This window comes from Luteimonas sp. BLCC-B24 (assembly GCF_028550595.1).
Taxonomy (GTDB): domain Bacteria; phylum Pseudomonadota; class Gammaproteobacteria; order Xanthomonadales; family Xanthomonadaceae; genus Luteimonas.
The window spans coordinates 47,208-68,563 of the sequence record NZ_JAQQGN010000011.1; the positions used below are offsets into that span (position 1 = coordinate 47,208).

The following is a 21,356-nucleotide window of genomic DNA, read 5'->3' on the forward strand; positions in this document are numbered from 1 at the left end:
CGATTTTAAACGAGCGTTTGAGTTCTGCGCTCAGTGTCTTGCCCAGGCATCGGTCTCGCCGTGCGCGAACGGGCCGATCCGCTGCTTGACCACGCGGCCGTCCGCGCCGATCAGCACGGTGTACGGCAGCACGCCCCGCGGATTCCCCAGCCGCACGCCGGCATCGGCCGGACCGGGGGCGTCCAGCGCGATCGCGTAGTCGACCGGCACCCGCTGCAGAAACCCGCGGACGGCCTCGACGTCGTCGAGCGCGATACCGAGCACCTGCACGCCGGTTTCGCCCTGTTCGCGGGCGAAGCGGTCGAGTTCCGGCATTTCTTCGATGCAGGGGCCGCACCAGCTCGCCCACAGATTCACCAGCACCGGGCGGCCGGCATAGGCGTCGGGCAGGCGCAGGGTGTCGCCATCGAGTCCCTGAATCGCGAACGCCGGCACGACGTCGCCGCGCCGGGCCATGCGCACGCCCTCGGGCGCGGGCGGGGCCGCGACGACGAGGGCGTCGTTGTAGAGGCGCTGGCCGGTCTCGGTGCCGAGCAACGGGCCGGGTCCGCTGACGAACAGGCTGGCGAGCACACCCAGCCCGCCGGCCGCCACCGCGATCGCGACGACCGCCAGCGGTCCGACCTTCATCCGGACGACCCCGCGCGCGCGAGGGCGTCGACGACGATCGCGTCGTTCAGCAGGGCCGGCAGCACCACGCCGTCGCCACCGCCGGCGGGATAGACGACGTACAGCGGCACGCCGACCGCGCCGTGCGCCTCGAGAAACGCGCCGACCTCGGGATCGACGTTGGTCCAGTCGCCGACCATGTAGGTCGCGCCCGCCGCGGCCAGGGCCGACTTGAACGTCGCACCCGACAGCACCCGACGCTCGTTCGCCTTGCAGGTCACGCACCAGTCGGCGGTCATGTTGACGAAGACCGGCGTGCCGCTGGCGCGCAATTCGGCCAGGCGCTCGGCGGAGTACGCGACGTGCGTGCCGCCTTCGCCGAGCGCGGCAGTTGCAACTGCCGGCACCGACAGCCGGCCGACCGCGATCACCGGCAGCAGCGCCGCCACGGCGAGCGCCAGAGCGAGCCAGCGGTGCAGCGCATGCCCGGTCCAGCGGCGGCGTTCGAACCACCACAGTGCCAGCGCCAGCACAGTGAGGCCGGCCACCAGCAGTGCCATCGCATCGACGCCGCGCTGCTTGCCCAGCACCCAGGCCAGCCACAGTGCGGTGAGGTACATCGGGAAGGCCAGCACCTGCTTCAGTGTCTCCATCCAGGCGCCGGGTGTCGGCAGCCGGTCGGCGAGCGCCGGCACCAGGCCGATCAGCAGGAACGGCAGTGCCAGGCCCAGACCCAGCATCAGAAACACCGCGAGCGCCATCGGCGTGGATGCGGTGAAGGCATAGGCCAGCGCGCCGCCCATGAACGGGGCGATGCACGGGCTGGCCACCACGCAGGCGAGCACGCCGGTGAAGAAATCGCCGACCGGACCGGTGCGCCCGGCCAGCGCCTGGCCGACGTTGCCGATGCGCCCGCCGAGGGTGAACACGCCCGAGAGGCTCAGCCCGACCGCGAACATCAGATACGCCAGCGCGGCGACGAACCAAGGTTGCTGCAGCTGGAAGCCCCAGCCCATCGCCTGGCCGGCTGCGCGCAGGGCGATCACCAGGAGACCGACCGCGGCGAAGGCGGTCAGCACGCCGGCCGTGTACCAGAGCGCATGCGACCGCGCCGCCGCGCGCGAGCCGCCGCTCCTGGCCAGCCCCAGCACCTTCAACGACAGGATCGGCAGCACGCAGGGCATCAGGTTCAGCAGCAGGCCGCCGAGCAGGGCCAGGCCCAGGGCGGCGAGCAGTCCGGACGACGCGACCCCGGGCGGACGGGTACGGGCGGCATTGTCCGCGCTGGCGTCGGCCGCGCCCGCGCTTGCGGGGGCGTCGACGGCATCGGGAAAGGCGAGCGGTGCAGCGTCGACCGCGCTGGCGGGCGCAGTCGTGTCGGGCGGCGCATCGACCGCTCCGGTGGACGCCGGGGGGGCGCCCGCCGTCGATGTGTCCGCCGACTGCACACGTCCGGCCGGCAGCGCGACACGGACGGTGCGGGTCATCGGCGGATAGCAGATGCCGTTGTCCTGGCAGCCCTGGAAGGTCGCGACGACGTCGACCTCGGCGGCATCGCCGCGCGAGCGCAGCAGCGGCAGGGGAACGTCGATCTGGTCGAAGTACACGGTGACGTCGCCGAAATGCGCATCGTGATGCGCCCGCCCGGCCGGCCAGCGCGGCGTACCGGCGCGGATGCCGTCCGCGCCGCGGACCTCGAAGCGATTGCGGTCGCGATAGAGGTAATAGCCCGGCGCGGGCGTGAAGCGCATCAGGATCGTATCGCCGTCGCCCGCGATCGCCTCGAAGGCGAAGGCGCGCTCGGGCGGTAGGGCATCGCGGCTGCCCGCGAGCGGCAGCGCCCGGCTGCCGCCCTGTCCGCCCAGTGCCTGCCCGAGCGCGGCGAAGCCGGCATCGCCGCCGCGCGCCGTGGCCGCCGCCGGCGGCAGCGTGATCATCAGATTGCGCGTCTGGGGCGGATAGCAGATCCCCACATCCGCGCAGCCCTGGTAGCGCACGACCAGCTTGACCGTCTCGGCATCGTCGGCGGCCGCACCGGTCAGCAGCGCGGTCAGTTGCCCGCGATACGTTTCGACCTCCCCGAAAAATTCGTCGGTATAGGCCTGGCCGCGCGGCAGGCGCAGCGGGTTGTTCTTGAAGCCGCCCTCGATGTGCGCCGACGTGCGGTGCCGGTACAGGTAGTACCCGTCGGCGATGTCCCAGCGCACCTCGATGCGGTCGCGCGCCAGCACCCGCGTCGACAACACCAAGGCCTCGTCCACAGGAAGGACGTCATCGACCCCGAGCGGCTGCGCCGCCGCCGGGCCGGCCAGCGCGGCGGCCAGCAGCGCAGCACAGGCGAGCAGGCGATGGAACAGGCGGCGCGGAGGGGCCGCGAACGGAAACGGGCGCGCAGTCATCGGGCCAGTATCGCAGGCCACGCCGCTGCACGCCGAATGCCGGTTCAGTGATCCGGCGGCGGACGACGCGGTGCGGTCGGGAACACACGCGGCGCCCCTCCGGCCCGTCCGATCGGCGCGGCGGTCCGGCACGCAGGCCTGCTGGCGATGGCGCACCAGGCGCGGGCCGGCCGCGCTCGGTGCAGCAGGCTGCGCTCGCGCACGCGGGCGCGGACTGGCCCGATGACGGCCTCACGTGCACGGAACGTGCACGTCGCGCCCCGCACGCTGCGCGCCGCCGGGGATGCTGCATCCCGCAGCGCGGGCGAATCGATCGGGCTTTTATTGAACCGGCCGGTCTATTATCTGCGGCCCGCGCGCCCCGTCCCTGGAACCCGACTTCATGCGTCTTTTGCCTGCCCTGTCCGTCCTCGCCGTCGCCGCATGCCTGGCGGCCCCTGTCCGCGCGCAGTCGGCGCCCGTCGATATCGGCATCGGCGCGTCGGCGACCCGGGAGAACGAGACCACGCTGGTCGCCACCGCGGCCTGGCTTCCCGAGTGGCGCCGGACCGCGCGCGGCGTGCTGCGTTGGGAGCTGGGCGCGGTCTACGTGCGCGGTCGCGACAACACGCGCTTCGACCTGTCCGAAGATGCCGGCGTCGTGCACGGCGGTGCGCGCTACGAGCGCGACAACGGTTTCGTCGCGGGCTTCGGCGTCGGCGTCCAGGCCGGGCGGACCGATGCCCTGTCCGGCAATCCCCAGTTCGTCAGCACGGTCGGCTGGCGCTGGCAGCGGTTCTCGCTGCTGGCCCGGCACATCTCCAACGCCAGCATCAGGCAGCCCAACGACGGCGAGACGATGCTCGTCGCCGCCTGGCGCTTCCGCTGAGCCCTGCGGGCCGCGCCCGACGCCCGGGCGCCGCGAAAAAAATTTCCGGCCCGGGCCTTGTAAAGGATCGGGCCGCGCCCATCTCCCGTCCGTCCCGGTGTTCCGGGGTGCGTGCGCCCACGGTTCTGGCAGTCGCCATGGCCGAGTGCCAGAACGAGTGCTAGACTCGGCGCCCGTTTTCTTCACAATCAATCACTTAGAGAGGGTTGAAATGAGCAACTTGAAGCCGCTGTACGACCGCGTCGTGGTCAAGCCCGTCGAGGCCGAAGAGAAGAGCGCCGGCGGCATCCTGATTCCGGACAACGCCAAGGAAAAGCCCACCAAGGGTGAAGTCGTGGCGGTCGGCGAAGGCAAGGCCCTGGACAACGGCAGCGTGCGCGCGCCGAAGGTCAAGGTCGGCGACATCGTGATCTACGGCCAGTACGCCGGCAGCGCCTACAAGGCCGAGGGCGTCGAATACAAGATCATCAAGGAAGACGACGTTCTCGCCATCGTCGGTTGATTGACGGCGGGGATTCGGGATTCGGGAATGGGGATTCGACGGCCAGTGCCGCGCCCTGTTCCGTTCGAGTCGCCGTGATCCCGCCCGTTCGAATCCCCAATCCCTAATCCCCAATTCCGGAGTTTTATCCATGGCTGCTAAGGAAATCCGCTTCGGCGAAGACGCACGCGCAAAGATGGTGCGCGGCGTGAACGTGCTCGCCAACGCCGTCAAGGCGACCCTCGGCCCGAAGGGCCGCAACGTCGTGCTCGAGAAGAGCTTCGGCGCCCCGACGATCACCAAGGACGGCGTGTCCGTCGCCAAGGAAATCGAACTGAGCGACAAGTTCGAGAACATGGGCGCGCAGATGGTCAAGGAAGTCGCGTCCAAGACCTCCGACAACGCCGGTGACGGCACCACCACCGCGACCGTGCTGGCCCAGGCCTTCATCCGCGAAGGCTCCAAGGCCGTCGCCGCGGGCATGAACCCGATGGACCTCAAGCGCGGCATCGACAAGGCCGTGCAGGCCGCCGTCGCCGAGCTGAAGAACCTGTCCAAGCCGACCGCCGACGACAAGGCGATCGCCCAGGTCGGCACGATCTCGGCCAACTCGGACGAGTCGATCGGCAACATCATCGCCGACGCGATGAAGAAGGTCGGCAAGGAAGGCGTGATCACCGTCGAGGAAGGCTCGGGCCTGGAGAACGAGCTCGACGTCGTCGAGGGCATGCAGTTCGACCGCGGCTACCTGTCGCCGTACTTCGTCAACAACCAGCAGTCGATGTCGGCCGAGCTGGACGATCCGTTCATCCTGCTGCACGACAAGAAGATCTCGAACGTCCGTGACCTGCTGCCCGTGCTCGAGGGCGTGGCCAAGGCCGGCAAGCCGCTGCTGATCGTGGCCGAGGAAGTCGAGGGCGAGGCCCTGGCGACCCTGGTCGTCAACACCATCCGCGGCATCGTCAAGGTCTGCGCCGTCAAGGCCCCGGGCTTCGGCGACCGTCGCAAGGCGATGCTCGAGGACATGGCCGTGCTGACCGGCGGCACCGTGATCTCCGAGGAAGTGGGCCTGTCGCTCGAGAAGGCGACCATCGCCGACCTCGGCCGCGCCAAGAAGGTGCAGGTCTCCAAGGAGAACACCACGATCATCGACGGCGCCGGCGAGACCGGTGGCATCGAGTCGCGCATCAAGCAGATCAAGGCGCAGATCGAAGAGACCTCGTCGGACTACGACCGCGAGAAGCTGCAGGAGCGCGTGGCCAAGCTGGCCGGCGGCGTTGCGGTGATCAAGGTCGGCGCCTCGACCGAGATCGAGATGAAGGAAAAGAAGGCCCGCGTCGAAGACGCCCTGCACGCCACGCGTGCGGCGGTGGAAGAAGGCGTGGTCCCGGGCGGCGGCGTGGCCCTGGTGCGCGCGCTGCAGGCCATCGGCCAGCTCAAGGGCGCGAACGAGGACCAGAACCACGGCATCCAGATCGCCCTGCGCGCGATGGAAGCGCCGCTGCGCGAAATCGTCACCAACTGCGGTGAGGAGCCGAGCGTGGTGCTCAACGCCGTCAAGGACGGCTCGGGCAACTACGGCTACAACGCGGCCACCGGCGAGTACGGCGACATGATCGCGTTCGGCATCCTGGACCCGACCAAGGTCACCCGTTCGGCGCTGCAGAACGCGGCCTCGATCGCCGGCCTGATGATCACCACCGAAGCGATGGTGGCCGAGCTGCCGAAGAAGGACGAGCCGGCGATGCCGGGCGGTGGCGGCATGGGCGGCATGGGCGGCATGGATTTCTGATCCAGCCCCATCCGTTGCACCGTTGCACGAAAACCCCCGCCGCGAGGCGGGGGTTTTTCGTTGCGCGAGTGCGCGCGGACGCATGCCCATGCGCGAAGCGGAGTTCCGACTTGTGGCGATCGCGCCCACGCGCACCCTCAAGCCCCGCGAATTTCTTGAGCCGGCGCCCCTGCGCCGCTAGGCTGCGCCGATGCCCACGTCATTGATCGTCGTCGACGATTTCCTGTCGACCCCGGATGCACTGTCGCTGCGCGACGCTGCGCTGCGCCTGACCTATCCCGAACAGCAGGGTGCGTTTCCGGGGCGCAATTCGCAGGAGCGCCTGCACATCCCCGGGCTGGTTCCCGCGATTTCCCATCTCGTCGGCGAACAGCTGCGCCCGATCGAGCCGCTGGAATCGCATGCCAAGTTCCGCATCACCCGGGCGCACGACGTCGGCCGGGGGCGCGTGCACATCGACGGACCGGTCGAGTGGTCGGGCATCTTCTATCTCAGCCGGCCCGAGGACTGCCGCGGCGGCACCGAGTTCTTCCGGCATCTGCCCACGAACACCGAGCGCGCGCCGCTCAACGACGCCGAGCTGCGCGCGATGGGCCTGTCCAGCTACCACGCGGTGCAGAACGAGCTGATCGCCCGCGACAGCAACGATGCCTCGAAGTGGGAGATGACGATGCGCGTCCCGATGCGCTTCAACCGCCTGGTGCTGCTGCGGCCGTGGATGTGGCACAGCGCCGGCGAGGCCTTCGGATCCACGCTCGAAGACGGGCGCCTCGTCTATCTGATGTTCTTCAACCGCGGCTGATCCCGGGCCGCGTGCAGGCGCCCGTCACCGGCGCTGGTCCAAGCTGTACGCATGTCGCCTCCCCTGATCGCCCGGCTGCGCACCCACCGGCGTGGCCTGCGCATCGCGGGCCTCGTCCTCGTCGTGGTCTACGCCCTGTACCTGGCGGGCGCCAACGTCTTCCTCAACAGCGCCTGGGGCGAGCGGGTCATCAACCGCAAGCCCGAGCGTTACCACGCGCGCTGGGACTGGGCGATGAGCCTCTACCCCGGCCACATCCACGCACGGGGCGTGGTGATGGGCGGGCATGCGCGCACCACGCGGTGGACGGTCGCCAGTCCCGGCGCCCACGGGCGTATCAAGCTGCTGCCGCTGCTGTGGCGCGAGGTCGCGTTCGGCACGATCCGGGCCCGTGACGTCTCGGTGCACGTGGCCCGTGCCCAGACCGATCTGCCCTCGACGGTGCGGCCCGGACGGGCGCCGTGGACGTTCCGCTTCGATGCGATCACCACGCCCAGCCTGCTGCGCCTGGATTTCTTCGACGCCCGGGTCACCGGCCACGGCGAGGCCCGCTTCGCGTTCGAGAAGGAGCTGCAGGGCGGGCCGATGGAAGTGGGGCGCTCCACGCTGTCGATGCCCGATGCGACGCTCGCGGTCGGCGACGTCGTCCTGCTCCGCGACGGTGCGCTGGACTTCGACCTGAGGATTCCGGCGCATGTTCGCGAACAGGCCGAGGGCGAGGAGAAGGTGGTGCTGCTCGATGCGCACATGCGGGTGGACGGTCCGGCGCCCGGCGTCGATCTCGTCGCCCGCGACGATGACGCGTTGCCGGTCGGTATGGCCGGCATCGACGGTCATCTGCGCGCGGATCTCACCTTGAGCCGCGGCGTGCTGATGCCGGGCAGCCGTCTGGACTGGTCGGCGCCGGTGTTCTCGCGCACCGCGGACGGCGAGGATGTCCGCCACCCGCTGGGGGTGGCCCTGCGCACGGCCGACGATCGCATCCTGGTCTCGGCCCGCGTGCCCGATGGTGCCGACGCGCCACCGCGCCTGCGTGCGGATCTCGCCGTTCTCCACCGGCGACTGGGACCGGACGACTGGCTGCGGCCGCTGCGCGCGGTATCGGGCCGGATCGAGGCGCTGTGGCCGGCGGTGCCGCTGCGCTGGATCGATGTGATCCTCGACGACGTCGACTGGCTGTCGGTCGACGGTCGCGCCGACCTCGACGCAGCCGTGCATCTGCATGCAGGCGAACTCGCGTCCGGCAGCCGGCTCGATCTGCGCGATGCCCGCCTCCAGGCCACGGTGCTCGACAACCGGTTCCAGGGCCAGGCGCACGCGCGGATGCGGGTGGACGACGACGAGGCGTCGTCCCGGCGCACACGCGTCGACATCGTCATGGACCGCTTCACGCTCGCGCCCGAGGCGGCGCCCGACCGGGTGGACCTGCAAGGGCGTGATCTCCGCCTGGACCTCGAGTCGACCGGGCCGCTGGCCGAATTCCACGAGCGCCTCGATGCGCGACTGCGTTTCGACGAGGCCGAGGTGCCGGATCTGCGCACCTACAACCGCTACCTGCCCGGCGACAGCGCCCGGCTGCTCGCGGGACGCGGCACCGCCAGCGGCGATCTGCGCCTCGACAACGCCGGCGAGATGATCGAAGGCCGGATGCAGGTGCGCGGGCAGGGCGTGCGCCTCGCGCTCGGCCCGTCGACGCTGACCGGAGACGTCGCGCTCGACAGCCGGCTCACGCGCATGGAGCGGTCGGGACGCGCCTACACCGTCGATGCGCTCAAGGTCGAACTCGACGGCGTGCGCCTGGCGGGCACGGGCGACGACGATCCTCCGACCTGGGCGCGTTTCGCACTGGAGGACGGCACGCTGGCGTGGCGCGAGCCGTTCGAGGTCAACGGCCGCGGTCGCGTCGCGATGCGCGACGTGCGCGTGCTGCTCGGCCTGTTCGCCGAACGCAGCGCATTTCCACGCTGGATCGGCAATCTGATCGATTCCGGCGAAGCGCAGGCGACCGGCCGCCTTCGCGTGCGCGAGAACGAGGTGGTGTTCGACCGCGTCGAGGCCCGCAACGACCGCATCGATCTGCAGGCGCGTCTGCGCATCGCCGACGGCACGCCGAACGGCGATCTCTACGCGCGTTGGGGAGTGCTCGGCCTCGGCGTCGAACTCGAGGGCGGCGACCGCACCCTGCACATCGCCGGCGCCCGTGACTGGTACGAGGGCCGGCCCCCGCTGCTGCCGGCCGATTGAAGATCGTCGCGTCTGCAACCGTCGCGCCGGCGGCGGACGCGTGGTATCACTGGCGCCCATGACCTCGCGCCTGCCCACGTTCTTCTATTGGTACGCGTTTCCGACGCCACCGGCGGCGGACGGTCCGCGCGCGCCCTGAAGCTCCGAGGTCGCACGCATCCCGAAAGCCGCCAGCCCCCTGGCGGCTTTTTGCGTTTCCGGATCCCCACCTGTCCCGAGCCTGCCCATGCCCCCGCACACCGATGACCTGCGCATCCGCGCGCTGCAGCCCCTGGTCTCCCCGGCCGATCTGATCGAGGCCCTGCCTTGCGAGACCGCGATGTCCGACACCGTCGCTGCAGCACGCGCGGCCTGCCACGCGATCCTGCACGGCGACGACGACCGCCTGATCGTCGTCGTGGGCCCGTGCTCGATCCACGACCCGGCCGCGGCGCTCGAGTACGCCGGGCGCCTGCGCGCGCTGCGCGACATCCACGGCGATGCACTCGAGCTGGTGATGCGGGTGTATTTCGAGAAGCCACGCACGACGATCGGCTGGAAGGGGCTGATCAACGACCCGGGCCTCGACGGCAGCTTCCGCATCGACACCGGCCTGCGCACCGCACGCGGCCTGCTGCGCGAGATCGCCGCGATGGGCCTGCCGGCGGGCGTGGAATTCCTCGACATCATCAGTCCGCAGTACCTCGCCGATCTGGTGGCCTGGGGCGCGATCGGCGCGCGCACCACCGAGAGCCAGGTGCATCGCGAACTCGCGTCGGGGCTGTCGTGCCCGGTGGGCTTCAAGAACGGCACCGGCGGCGACGTGCGCATCGCGGTCGACGCGGTGGGCGCGGCCTCGCATCCACACCATTTCCTGGCGATCGGCAAGGACGGCCGCGCCGCGATCGCGACCACGGCCGGCAATCCCGACTGCCACGTGATCCTGCGCGGCGGCGCGCAGCCGAACTACGACGCGGCCAGCGTCGCCGCGGCGTCCGCCGTGCTGCAGGCGCAGGGCCGGCGCGCGGCGCTGATGATCGACGCCAGCCACGCCAACAGCGGCAAGAATCCCGACAACCAGCCGGCCGTGATCGATGCCATCGCCGCCCAGCTCGAAAACGGCGAGACGCGCATCGTCGGCACGATGATCGAAAGCCACCTGGTCGCCGGCCAGCAGGCGCTGGTGGCGGGCGTGCCGCTGGTCTACGGGCAGAGCATCACCGACGGCTGCATCGACTGGGCGACGACGGTCCGCGTGCTCGACCGGCTGGCGAACGCCGTGCGCACGCGACGCGCCCGCAGGGCGGCGCAGGCCGCGTGATCGTGGGCGTGGGACGGATCGGACGGGCAGGCCGCACCGCGTGTTCGCGCGCGACGCCGTGTCCGGTGGCCGCGCGCGGATCGGTTCTGCGCTCGCGCGCGCTTGCAGCTGCAGCGCTGGCCTGCGCTCGAATGCGGATCGACGTCATGCCGGCGTGCGCTCGCGCCCCTGCAGGGTGACGCCGCGTCACGCGGCGCGAGAGATCCGCGGGCGCGTGCGCGCAATCCCGGCGGGCAGGAGCGGCGCGTCTCGTCCTGTCTCGTCACGCGCGTGCCCGCCGGTTGCAGCGTCGCCAGGCGAGGCGAGTGCAGGGGCCTGGCGGCACGGCAGCGCGGCCGCCGATGCGAGATGGCGCTACGCGGCCTCGCCCGCCGCCATGCCCGAGGCCCAGGCCCACTGGAAGTTGTAGCCGCCGAGCCAGCCGGTGACATCGAGCACCTCGCCGACGAAGAACAGTCCCGGCACCTGCTTCGATTCCATCGTCCGCGACGAGACGCCGTCGGTATCCACGCCGCCCAGCGTGACCTCGGCCGTGCGATAGCCCTCGGTGCCGCTGGCCACCAGCGGCCAGGCCTGCAGCAGCGCGGCGGTGTCGTGCAGCTGCGCCGGGGTGAACTGCTTCATCGGCCGGTTCGCCAGCCAGACCTCGCACAGGCGCTGGGCGAACCGGCGCGGCATCAGTTCGGCCAGCACGTTCTTGAGCTCGGTCGCGGGGCGTTCGGTCTGCTGCGCCTGCAGCCAGGCGAGTGCGTCACGGCCGGGAAGCAGATCCAGGCGCAGATCGTCGCCGGGCTGCCAGTACGAGGAGATCTGCAGGATCGCCGGGCCGCTGATGCCGCGGTGGGTGATCAGCATGCGGTTGCGGAAGAACGCGCCGTTGCAGGCGGCCTCCACATCGAGAGCCACGCCGGAGAGCGCGTCCAGCCGCTCCTGGTGCTTGCCGCTGAGGGTCAGCGGCACCAGGCCCGCACGTGTCGGCAGCAGACCATGTCCGAACTGGCGCGCGATCTCGTAACCGAAACCGGTCGCGCCCATGCTCGGGATCGACAGGCCACCGGTCGCCACGATCAGCGCCGCCCCGTGCAGCCGGCCGATCGCGGTGTCGAGCACGAACCCGCCGTCGACGCGTCGCGGCAGCTGCACCGCGCAGTGCGTGCGCACCTGCACACCGGCCCCGGCGGCCTCGTCGAGCAGCAACTGGACGATCTGCTTCGAGGATCCGTCACAGAACAGCTGCCCCAGCTCCTTCTCGTGCCAGGCGATGCCGTGGGCATCGACCAGGTCGATGAAATCCTGCGGCGTATACCGCGCCAGCGCCGACTTGCAGAAGTGGGGATTGGCCGACAGGTACTGCGCCGGCGTCGTGCCGGTATTGGTGAAATTGCAGTGGCCGCCACCGGACATCAGGATCTTCTTGCCGACCTTGTTGCCATGGTCGAGCACGAGCACCCGGCGGCCGCGCCGGCCGGCGGCGATCGCAGCCATCAGGCCGGCCGCGCCGGCGCCGATGACGATGACGTCCCAGTCCACGGGCGGCTGCGGTGAGGCGGAGGAGGCGGGCATGGCGTGACGCGGCGTCGGGCCGCGCAGTGTAGCGGTGTCGCCGCCGTCCGCCGGGTGCCGCGGCTCTGCACCGCCCTCACGCCCGCCTGCCTAGGCTGCGCGCCTCCCCTCCGGCAGCGACACCATGGACCTCAAAAGCGGCTATCCGTTCTGGGCGATACGCAACGGCCTGATGCAGTCCATGCCCAAGCTGGAGACGGACCTGCGCTGCGACGTCCTGGTGCTCGGCGGCGGCATCACCGGGGCCCTGATCGCCGATGCGCTGATCGGGCGCGGCCATGACGTCGCCGTCGTCGAGCAGCGCGACATCGCCTGGGGCAGTACCGCCGCGAGCACGGCCCTGCTGCAGTACGAGATCGACACCCATCTGGTGGATCTCGCGCGCCGCTACGGCGAGGCCGACGCCGGCCTGGCCTACCGCGCCTGCGGCGAGGCGATCGACAGGCTGGCCGAACTCGCGCGCAGCGTGCGCGATGTGGATTTCGAACGCACCGACAGCCTCTATTACGCCAGCCGCCGGCGCGACGTGCCGGCGTTGCAGGACGAGTGCGTCGCCCGTCGCCGCCACGGCTTCGAGGTCGACTATCTCGACGGCCCGGCGGTGAGGCAGCGGTACGGCTTCGATGCGCCGGCCGCGCTGCTGAGCACGCAGTCCGCCCAGGTCGATCCCTACCGCTTCGCGTCCCGCCTGCTCGCGCGTTGCAGGCGCCGCGGAGGCCAGGTCTACGACCGCACGCGCATCGTCGATCTGCAGCCGCGCAGCCGCGACGTGCTGGCGACCACCGATGCAGGCACGCGCATCCGCGCCGGCCATGTCGTCGTCGCCGCCGGATACGCCAGCCAGCACTGGCTGCCCAAGCGCGTCGCACGCAACCGCAGCAGCTACGCCTTCGTCACCGATCCCCTCGAGTCGGCATTGCCGGAGATGCTCGCCCGCACGCTGGTCTGGGAGACCGCGCGGCCCTACCTCTACCTGCGTGCCACGGCGGACCGGCGACTGTTGATCGGCGGTGAGGACGACGACGTCGACATTCCCGCGCGTCGCGACCGCCGCGTGGACGCCAAGGCCAGGCGTCTGATAAAGCGTGTGACGAAGCTCTGGCCGGGGCTCGATCTCACCCCGACCTTCGCCTGGGCCGGCACCTTCGCCGAAACCGAAGACGGGCTGCCGTTCTTCGGCCCGCACGTGGCCACCGGTCCGCGCGTGCAGTACGCGATGGCCTACGGCGGCAACGGCATCACGTATTCGATGCTGGGTGCGGCGCTGCTGTGCGCATCGATCGAGCGTCGCCCGCATCCGCTGGCGCGACTGTTCGCGTTCGAGCGCACCGGCTGAGCACCCGCGTTGACGCCGGCGCAGGCGGATTCGATCATCGCCCGATGACCCCTCCGCGCGCCTGGCACCTCTATCTGCTCGAATGCCGCAACGGCAGCTGGTACGCCGGTATCACCAACGATCTCGATGCCCGCTTCGCCGCGCACGTGGCCGGCCGCGGCGCCAAGTACACGCGCGGCAATCCACCGGTGCGCGTGCTGGCCAGCCGCACCTATCCCGATCGCGCCAGCGCCTCGCGCGCCGAATGGCAGCTCAAGCGCCAGCCGCGCGCGCGCAAGCTGGCCTGGCTGCAGACACCGTCCGCGCCGGACCTCGAGATCCGCGCCGGCGGCCTCGACGATCCGCGTGTCGTCGCCCTGCTGCAGCGGCATCTGGCCGACATGGCCCTGCATTCGCCGCCCGGCAGCATCCACGCGCTGGACCTCTCCCGCCTGCGCGCGCCGGGCCTGTCGTTCTGGACCGCGTGGCGTGGCGACGCGCTGGCCGGCTGTGGCGCGCTGAAGGATCTCGGCGACGGTCACGGCGAGCTGAAATCGATGCGCACCGATCCCGCGCATCTGCGCCAGGGCGTGGCCGCGGCCATGCTCGTGCACCTGATGGCCACGGCCCGCGCGCAGGGCCTGAGGCGACTGAGCCTGGAGACCGGCAGCGCGCCGGCCTTCGCACCGGCGCACGCGCTGTACGCGCGGCACGGCTTCGTCGGCTGCGCGCCGTTCGGCGACTACGTCGAGGACCCCTTCAGCATCTTCATGACGCGGACGCTGTAGCCGGCACACCGATGCCTGTGGCCGGCGTAGCGCCGACCGCGGCGGGCGCCGCGGCAGCGCGTCGGCCTGCGCGGTGTCGGCGTGTGCGTGAGTGGCGTCGGCGAGGCGCAGGCCGCGTTGGGGATCGGGTCGCCCGCCGTCCTCGCGTTGGCCGGGTCTGCGCCGCAATGCGCCCTCGCGGTCCCCGCGCGGATGCCCCGCGGCGTCGCACTGGCTATAGTCGTGCGCCCTCGTGCACCCGGCGAACCCATGTCCCACGCGTCTCCGTCCGCGGCCCTGCCCACGATCGCCTGCGCGGCCGGCGGCACGGGCGGGCATCTGTTCCCGGCCGAGGCGCTGGCGCGCGAACTGAAGCGTCGCGGGCATCCAGTGGTGCTCTACACCGAACGTCGCGGCGCGGCGTACACCCAGGCGCTGGCCGGTCTCGACCACGTCGTGCTGCCAGCGCGCAGTCTCGAGGGCGGCCTGGCGGGCAAGCTCGCCGCGGGCCTGACGATCCTGCGCGCGACCTGGCAGGCGCGTCGCGACATGCGCCGGCGCGACGTGCGCCTGCTGGTCGGTTTCGGCGGCTATCCGAGCTTCGCGCCGGCCTTGGCCGCGAAGAGCCTGGCCCTGCCGCTGCTGCTGCACGAGCAGGGCGCGCGCCTGAGCCTGGCCAACCGCAAGCTGCTGCGCTTCGCCGACGGCGTGGCGACATCGTTCCCGACGACCGCGGGCCTGGCCGGCATCGAGGCCGCGCGCGTGTTCGATACCGGCAATCCGGTGCGCCGGGCGATTCTCGATGCGCGCGGCGACTATCCGCCACTGGCCGACGATGCACCGCTGCGCCTGCTGGTGGTCGGCGGCAGCCAGAGCGCCCGGGTGTTCGGCGACGTGGTGCCGCCGGCGCTGCTGGCGCTGCCCGAGGCCGTGCGCCGGCGCCTGCAGTTGTCGCTGCAGATGAAGGGCGATGCGGTCGCGGACGTCGAACGCGCGCTGCAGGCGGTGGGCGTCGACGCGACCGTGCGCCCGTTCTTCGACGACATGGGCGCGCGTCTGCGTGACGCCCACCTGGTGATCACGCGTGCCGGCGCGACCACGGCTGCGGATCTGCTGACCGTCGGCCGGCCTGCGATCTTCGTGCCGATTCCCCACGGCGGCTCGCGCGACGAGCAGCGCCGCAATGCCGAGGCGCTGGCCGCGGCCGGGGCGGGGTGGTGCGTGCCCGAGCCGGAGTTGACCGCGCCGCATCTGACGGCGCTGCTGACCGACGCATTCGCCTCGCCATCGATGCTGCCCGACGCCGCGCGCGCGGCGGCCGCGCTCGGCCGGCCACAGGCGGCCGCGGCGCTGGCCGATCGCGTCGTCGCCGCCCTGCACACGCGCGGATGAGCATGCCGCGCCGCGACGCCGACGTGCTGGTGGTGGGCGGCGGCCACAACGGGCTGGTCTGCGCCGCCTATCTCGCCGCCGCCGGACTCGACGTGCGCGTGCTCGAACGTCGGCGCATCGTCGGCGGCGCCGCGGTCACCGAGGCCTTCCATCCGGGCTTCCGCAATTCGGTGGCCAGTTACACCGTGAGCCTGCTCAATCCGCAGGTGATCGCGGACCTGCGGCTGGTGCAGCACGGCCTGCGCGTGGTCGAGCGGCCGTTCTCGAACTTCCTGCCGCTGCCGGACGGCCGCGCGTTCCGCCTCGGCGGCGCGGAGGGCACGGCCGAGGTCGCGCGCTGGTCGGCGCGCGATGCCGCGCGGCTGCCGGCGTACTACGCGATGCTCGAACGCGTGGTCGCGGTGCTGCGTGCGTTGATGACGCGCACGCCGCCGAACGTCAGCGACGGCTTCGTGCTCGCCGACTGGGTGAACTCCTGGGCGGTCGCCAGGCAGCTCAAGCAGCTCGATATGCGCGGCCGTCGCGACCTGCTGGATCTGTTCACCAAATCCGCCGGCGAACTGCTCGACGACTGGTTCGAGTCCGCGCCGCTGAAGGCCGCCCTGGGGTGGGATTCGGTGGTCGGCAATTTCGCGAGTCCGTACACGCCGGGCTCGGCCTACGTGCTGCTGCATCACGTGTTCGGCGAGGTCAACGGCAAGTCCGGCGTCTGGGGCCACGCGATCGGCGGCATGGGGGCGATCAGCGAGGCGATCGCGGCGGAGTGTCGCGCGCGCGGCGTGGTGATCGAGACCGACGCCGCGGTCGCGCAGGTGCAGGTGGAGCGCGGCCACGCGGTGGGCGTCGTGCTCGAGGACGGGCGGACGCTGCATGCCGGCGCGGTGGTCTCCAACCTCAATCCGAAACTGCTGTACCAGCAGCTGGTGCCGCGCGACGCGCTCGACGCCGATACCGCCGCGCGCATCGATCGCTACCGCTGCGGCTCGGGCACGTTCCGGATGAATGTCGCGCTGTCCGAACTGCCCGACTTCACCGCCGCGCCGGGCACCGCCCTGCAGCCGCACCACCAGAGCGGCATCCTGATCGGACCGTCGCTCGACTACTTCGAGCGCGCGTATTTCGATGCGAAGTCGCGCGAGCACAATCCCGGCTGGGCGCGTGCGCCGATCGTCGAACTGGTGATCTCGTCCACGCTCGACGACAGCCTCGCGCCGCCCGGCCGACACGTCGCCAGCCTGTTCTGCCAGCACGTCAATCCGCTGATGCCGGACGCCACCGGCGGCTGGGACGCGCATCGCGACACGGTGGCCCGGTTGATGATCGACACGGTGGATGCGGTCGCGCCGAACTTCGCGCGCAGCGTGCTCGGCTTCGAGGCGCTGACGCCGCTGGATCTCGAGCGGCGCTTCGGCCTCGTCGGCGGCGACATCTTCCACGGCAGCCTCGGCGCCGACCAGCTGTTCGGCGCGCGACCGCTGCTGGGCCAGGGAGACTACCGCGGCGCGCTGCCCGGCCTGTATCTCTGCGGCTCGGGCACGCATCCCGGCGGCGGGGTGACCGGCCTGCCGGGACGCAACGCGGCGCGCGAGGTGCTGATCGATCTCGGGCGCCGGCCACGCCCGCGCTGAGCCGCCGCTCGTTCGTTCAGCCGCCGGTGCGTTTTTGTACCCGCGGGTATCGTTTTGCACTGCAGCGTGCACAACGCGTCGTGCTCTTCCACTATCGCCCTGCACCCGACGTGGGGGAGGGAGCAAGCCCGTAACCGGTACGCCGGAAGCGGGCTTTTTTTTGCCTGTCGATCCGTCGCGCGCTGGAGTGGCCGCCGGGCATGCCGAGGCGGGTGTCATCATCCGGGCCATGAGCACACCGCCCGACGACGCGCTCGACGCGCACCTCGCCCGCCAGCTGGCCCATCTTCCCGACGCCGTTCTTGAGCGTCCGCGCGCCCTCGAGCGCCTGCGCCGCGTCGCCGTGGCCAGCGACTTCGCCCTCGACGTGCTGCAGCAGCAACCGGATCTGCTCGACACCCTGCTGCGCACCGACGGCAACGCCGCGGTCCCGCCGCCGCGGCTCGAACCGCACGCGCAGGCCGACTGGCCGGTGCAGCTGCGGCGCTACCGCCGTGCCGCGTCGACCCGTCTGGTGTGGCGCGACGTGCTGGGCCTGGACACCGTGCAGGCCACGCTGGCCGGCAGTACCGCGCTCGCCGAAACCTGCCTTGCGCTGGCGCTCGATGCGCTCGAGGCCCTGTTCGCGCAGCGCCATGGCCGGGTGCTCGACGGGGAGGGCCGACCAGTGCGGCTGGTCGTCTTCGGCCTGGGCAAGCTGGGCGGCGGCGAGCTGAACTTCAGCTCCGACATCGACCTTGTCTACGGCTTCGAATCCGGCGGTGAAAGCGACGGCGCGCGGGCGCTCGCGGCCGAGGATTACTTCACCCGGCTCGGCCAGCAACTCGCGCGCCTGCTCGACGAGACCACGGCCGACGGGTTCTGCCACCGGGTCGACCTGCGCCTGCGGCCGTTCGGCAACGCCGGCCGCATCGCGCTGAGTTTTGCGGCGATGGAGCAGTACTTCCAGCGCGAAGGTCGCGACTGGGAGCGCTACGCCTGGCAGAAAGCGCGGCCGGTGGCCGGCGATCTCGAAGCCGGGACGCGGTTTCTGGCACTGCTGCGTCCGTTCGTCTATCGCCGGTATCTCGACTTCGGCGCGCTCGACGGCCTGCGCACGATGAAGGCGATGATCAGCGCCGAGGTCGCGCGCCAGGATCTGGCGGACGACATCAAGCGCGGCGACGGCGGCATCCGCGAAGTCGAGTTCCTGGCCCAGGCGCTGCAGCTGATTCGCGGCGGACGCGAGCCCGCCCTGCGCGAACGGCGCCTGCTGCCCGCGCTCGCGGCGCTGCACGCGGCCGGGCAGGTCTCGGACGAGGCCCTGAGCCGGCTGCGCGATGCGTATCTGTGCCTGCGCCGGGTGGAGAACCGGCTGCAGATGCTGCGCGACGCGCAGACCCACGTGCTGCCGCACGACCCGCTGGATCGTCTGCGCATCGCCCGCGGACTCGGCTTCGACGACTGGACCGGCCTGCAGGCGGAGGTGACGCGTCGACGGCGGCACATCGCCCACGAGTTCGACGCGCTGCTGGCCGTCCGCAGCCAGCAGCGCGAACCGGAGGCCGATCACGACCTCGCCGCCTGGTGGCAGGCACTGCCCGAGGGCGGAGACCCCGCCGCGCTGACGGCGGTCGGCTTCCAGGATGCGCGCGACGTCGATGGCGCGCTGCGTGATTTCGCGCGCTCGCCCAGCGTGCGCGATCTTTCCGATGCCGCACGCGCGCGACTCGACCGCCTGATGCCGGTGCTGCTGCAGGCTTCGGCGCCGGCGGACCGGCCGCTGCAGGCCATCCGCCGCCTGCTCGCGGTCCTGCACAACCTGCTGCGGCGTGCGAGTTACCTCGCCTTGCTCGATGAACAACCCGCGGCGCTGGCCCGGCTGGTCGGTCTGGTCACGCGCAGCGCGTTCCTGGCCGAGCGGCTGGCGGCGCATCCACTGCTGCTCGACGAACTGCTCGACGCGCGCGTCGAAGGCGCCTTGCCGGACCGCGACGCCCTGGCCGCGGCCTGCGCACGGGCGCTGCGTCAGGCCGATCTGGAGGCGTCGCTGTTCATGCTCAACGAGGTGCGCCAGCAGCTGAGCTTCCGCATCGCCCTGGCCACGCTCGACCGCCGGCTCGATGCGCAGACGGCCACGCGCCAGCTCGCCTGGCTCGCCGACGCGGTCGTCGACGTGGTGCTGAGCCTGGCACGGGGTGATCTCGAACGCGCCCACGGACCCGTGCCCGGCGCACGCTTCGCGGTCGTCGGCTACGGCAGCCTCGGCGGCGAGGAGCTGGGCTTCGGCTCGGATCTCGATCTGGTCTTTCTCTACGACGCGCCGCCGGAGGCCCAGTCCACCGGCGCACGTCCGCTGGACGCCCAGCGCTGGGCGTCGCGCCTGGCGCAGAAGGTGGTCAATCTGCTGGGCACCGTCACCGGGGGCGGGCGTCTCTACGACGTGGACGTGCGCCTGCGGCCCGATGGCGGCAAGGGGTTGCTGGTGTCCTCGCTGGCGAGCTACGCGGAGTACCAGCGCGAGCGTGCCTGGACCTGGGAGCACCAGGCACTGGTGCGCGCGCGCTTCGTCGCCGGTGACGACGGTATGGTCGCCGCCTTTGAAGCGGTGCGTCGCGAGACGCTGGGCCGGCCGCGCGATGCGGCCGCCGTTCGTGCCGACGTGGCGGCGATGCGGCGCCGGATGCGGAGCGAGCTGGACCGCTCGACGCCCGCGCGTTTCGATCTCAAGCAGGGGGAGGGCGGCCTGGTCGACCTCGAGTTTCTCGTCCAGTCCTGGGTGTTGCAGTCCGCCCACGCCACGCCGGCGCTGCTCGAGCCGCGGGCGACGCCGCCGCTGCTCGATGCCGCCGTCGAGGCCGGTCTGATGGACACCGCGGAGCGGGACGCGTTGCAGGCCGCTCACGGGGCACTCGTCGCAGCGGGCGTGGAGTGCATGCTGGACCGGCGGCCCCGGCTGATGGCGCCGTCCCCCGACCTCGACACCGCGCGTGAAACGATCCGTCGCATGACCGGATGGACCTGAATACGCGGGCCTTCATCGCTGGTTTCCGGCCCGGATCGCACACTCGTCAGGTCCCGATCGCGGACGGCGATCACGAGATCGCGCCGCCTCCGGGCACCCCTTGCAAGTGACATGCACCATCCCGATGTCGAACAGGGCCGGCGACGCTGAACGTTCCACCCTTGGAACGTACGGAACTTTTCCTGCCCTTAGCAGTCATATCCATCGACTGCTAACATCCCCACTCATGAGCACGCAGACGATGACCCACGCCCTGGTTGCCAACAGCCTGCCGATTCCCAGCCCGCTGGGGTCGCTCGATGCCTACATCGGCGCCGTGCACCAGATTCCGGTGCTGACGGTCGACGACGAGCAGACCCTGGCCCGCCGCTACCGCGACAACGACGATCTCGACGCCGCGCGCGAACTGGTGCATTCGCACCTGCGCTTCGTGGTGCACGTCGCCCGGGGGTACAACGGCTACGGCCTGCCGCTGGGTGACCTCATCCAGGAAGGCAACATCGGGCTGATGAAGGCCGTGAAGCGGTTCGACCCCGATGTCGGCGTGCGCCTGGTGAGCTTCGCCGTGCACTGGATCCGCGCGGAGATGCACGAGTTCATCCTGAAGAACTGGCGCATCGTCAAGGTCGCCACGACCAAGGCCCAGCGCAAACTGTTCTTCAATCTGCGCAAGTCCAAGACCCGCCTGGGCTGGCTCAACGCGAGCGAGGTCAAGGCGGTGGCGGCCGATCTCAACGTCTCCGAGCGCGAGGTGCTCGAGATGGAGTCGCGGCTTTCGGGTCGCGATGTCGGCTTCGACGCGCCTGCGGGCGAGGACGACGACAACGCCCCGCCGGCGCCGGTCGCCTATCTCGTGGCCCAGGACGAGGACCCCGCCCAGGCCTACGAGCGCAACGACAGCGCCGACAGCCAGCTCGACCTGCTGCGCGAAGGCCTGTCGAAGCTCGATGCGCGCTCGCGCGACATCATCCGCCGCCGCTGGTTGGACGACGAGAACAAGGTGACGTTGCAGGAGCTGGCGGACGAGTACGGCGTGTCGGCCGAGCGCATCCGCCAGGTCGAAGCGAACGCGCTGAAGAAGATGAAGGCCTTGTTCGCAGCCTGATCCGAGTCTCGCGCTTCAGACGGAACGGCCCGCGCAAGCGGGCCGTTTTCGTTCCAGGCGCTGCCAATGCGGCAAGGCTGCGCCCGG

At 71.2% G+C, this 21,356-nt stretch carries 15 protein-coding genes and 1 pseudogene; 13 read left to right on the plus strand and 3 right to left on the minus strand.

Annotated elements, in window-relative coordinates:
• Window positions 1-30: 30 nt before the first annotated feature.
• The gene (locus PQS31_RS16375) at window positions 31-630 is read right to left on the minus strand and encodes a TlpA disulfide reductase family protein (RefSeq protein WP_272763915.1); all 600 of its coding nucleotides are present in this window, start codon (window positions 628-630) and stop codon (window positions 31-33) included.
• Complete coding sequence (locus PQS31_RS16380; protein WP_272763916.1) at window positions 627-3,008, minus strand: protein-disulfide reductase DsbD; 2,382 nt, start codon at window positions 3,006-3,008, stop codon at window positions 627-629. Before PQS31_RS16380 ends, PQS31_RS16375 begins: the two co-directional genes overlap by 4 nt.
• A 382-nt stretch (window positions 3,009-3,390) precedes the next feature.
• Between PQS31_RS16380 and PQS31_RS16385 the strand changes: the two genes are divergently transcribed.
• From PQS31_RS16385 to PQS31_RS16410, 6 genes are all read left to right on the plus strand, one after another.
• Entirely contained in the window at window positions 3,391-3,876 is a 486-nt protein-coding gene (locus PQS31_RS16385) for an acyloxyacyl hydrolase (protein ID WP_272763917.1), read from the plus strand.
• A gap of 211 nt (window positions 3,877-4,087) precedes the next feature.
• On the plus strand, window positions 4,088-4,378 hold the full coding sequence (gene groES, locus PQS31_RS16390; RefSeq protein ID WP_096210186.1) for a co-chaperone GroES: 291 nt from the start codon (window positions 4,088-4,090) through the stop codon (window positions 4,376-4,378).
• A gap of 130 nt (window positions 4,379-4,508) precedes the next feature.
• Window positions 4,509-6,149, plus strand: coding sequence for a chaperonin GroEL (gene groL / locus PQS31_RS16395; protein WP_272763919.1), 1,641 nt, complete (start codon window positions 4,509-4,511; stop codon window positions 6,147-6,149).
• Between the two features lie 190 nt (window positions 6,150-6,339).
• On the plus strand, window positions 6,340-6,951 hold the full coding sequence (locus PQS31_RS16400) for a DUF6445 family protein (protein WP_096210184.1): 612 nt from the start codon (window positions 6,340-6,342) through the stop codon (window positions 6,949-6,951).
• 51 nt (window positions 6,952-7,002) lie between these two features.
• Entirely contained in the window at window positions 7,003-9,195 is a 2,193-nt protein-coding gene (locus PQS31_RS16405) for a hypothetical protein (protein WP_272763921.1), read from the plus strand.
• A 226-nt stretch (window positions 9,196-9,421) separates the two neighbouring features.
• Window positions 9,422-10,495 carry a 3-deoxy-7-phosphoheptulonate synthase gene (locus PQS31_RS16410; RefSeq protein ID WP_272763922.1) on the plus strand — a complete coding sequence of 358 codons (1,074 nt, stop codon included), beginning with the start codon at window positions 9,422-9,424 and terminating at the stop codon, window positions 10,493-10,495.
• Between the two features lie 354 nt (window positions 10,496-10,849).
• On the opposite strand, the gene PQS31_RS16415 is transcribed toward PQS31_RS16410, so the two are convergent.
• A complete protein-coding gene (locus PQS31_RS16415; protein ID WP_272763923.1) occupies window positions 10,850-12,058 on the minus strand; it encodes an NAD(P)/FAD-dependent oxidoreductase in 1,209 nt (402 codons plus the stop codon).
• A gap of 124 nt (window positions 12,059-12,182) precedes the next feature.
• On the opposite strand from PQS31_RS16415, the gene PQS31_RS16420 reads away from it, so the two are divergent.
• The 7 genes and pseudogenes from PQS31_RS16420 (at window position 12,183) to rpoH (ending at window position 21,269) form a co-directional block, all read left to right on the plus strand.
• Complete coding sequence (locus PQS31_RS16420) at window positions 12,183-13,394, plus strand: FAD-dependent oxidoreductase (RefSeq protein WP_272763924.1); 1,212 nt, start codon at window positions 12,183-12,185, stop codon at window positions 13,392-13,394.
• A 44-nt stretch (window positions 13,395-13,438) separates the two neighbouring features.
• A pseudogene (locus tag PQS31_RS16425) lies at window positions 13,439-13,687 on the plus strand (GIY-YIG nuclease family protein); the annotation flags it as partial.
• Window positions 13,673-14,161, plus strand: coding sequence for a GNAT family N-acetyltransferase (locus tag PQS31_RS16430; protein WP_345781609.1), 489 nt, complete (start codon window positions 13,673-13,675; stop codon window positions 14,159-14,161). The pseudogene PQS31_RS16425 and the gene PQS31_RS16430, both read left to right, overlap by 15 nt.
• A 249-nt stretch (window positions 14,162-14,410) precedes the next feature.
• Window positions 14,411-15,532, plus strand: coding sequence for a UDP-N-acetylglucosamine--N-acetylmuramyl-(pentapeptide) pyrophosphoryl-undecaprenol N-acetylglucosamine transferase (locus PQS31_RS16435; protein ID WP_272763926.1), 1,122 nt, complete (start codon window positions 14,411-14,413; stop codon window positions 15,530-15,532).
• A gap of 2 nt (window positions 15,533-15,534) precedes the next feature.
• A complete protein-coding gene (locus PQS31_RS16440) occupies window positions 15,535-17,160 on the plus strand; it encodes an NAD(P)/FAD-dependent oxidoreductase (protein WP_272763927.1) in 1,626 nt (541 codons plus the stop codon).
• 229 nt (window positions 17,161-17,389) lie between these two features.
• Window positions 17,390-20,164 (plus strand): bifunctional [glutamate--ammonia ligase]-adenylyl-L-tyrosine phosphorylase/[glutamate--ammonia-ligase] adenylyltransferase, encoded by a 2,775-nt coding sequence (glnE, locus tag PQS31_RS16445; RefSeq protein ID WP_272763928.1) that lies wholly within the window; start codon window positions 17,390-17,392, stop codon window positions 20,162-20,164.
• Between the two features lie 226 nt (window positions 20,165-20,390).
• A complete protein-coding gene (rpoH, locus tag PQS31_RS16450; RefSeq protein WP_272763929.1) occupies window positions 20,391-21,269 on the plus strand; it encodes an RNA polymerase sigma factor RpoH in 879 nt (292 codons plus the stop codon).
• The last annotated feature ends 87 nt before the right edge of the window (window positions 21,270-21,356 follow it).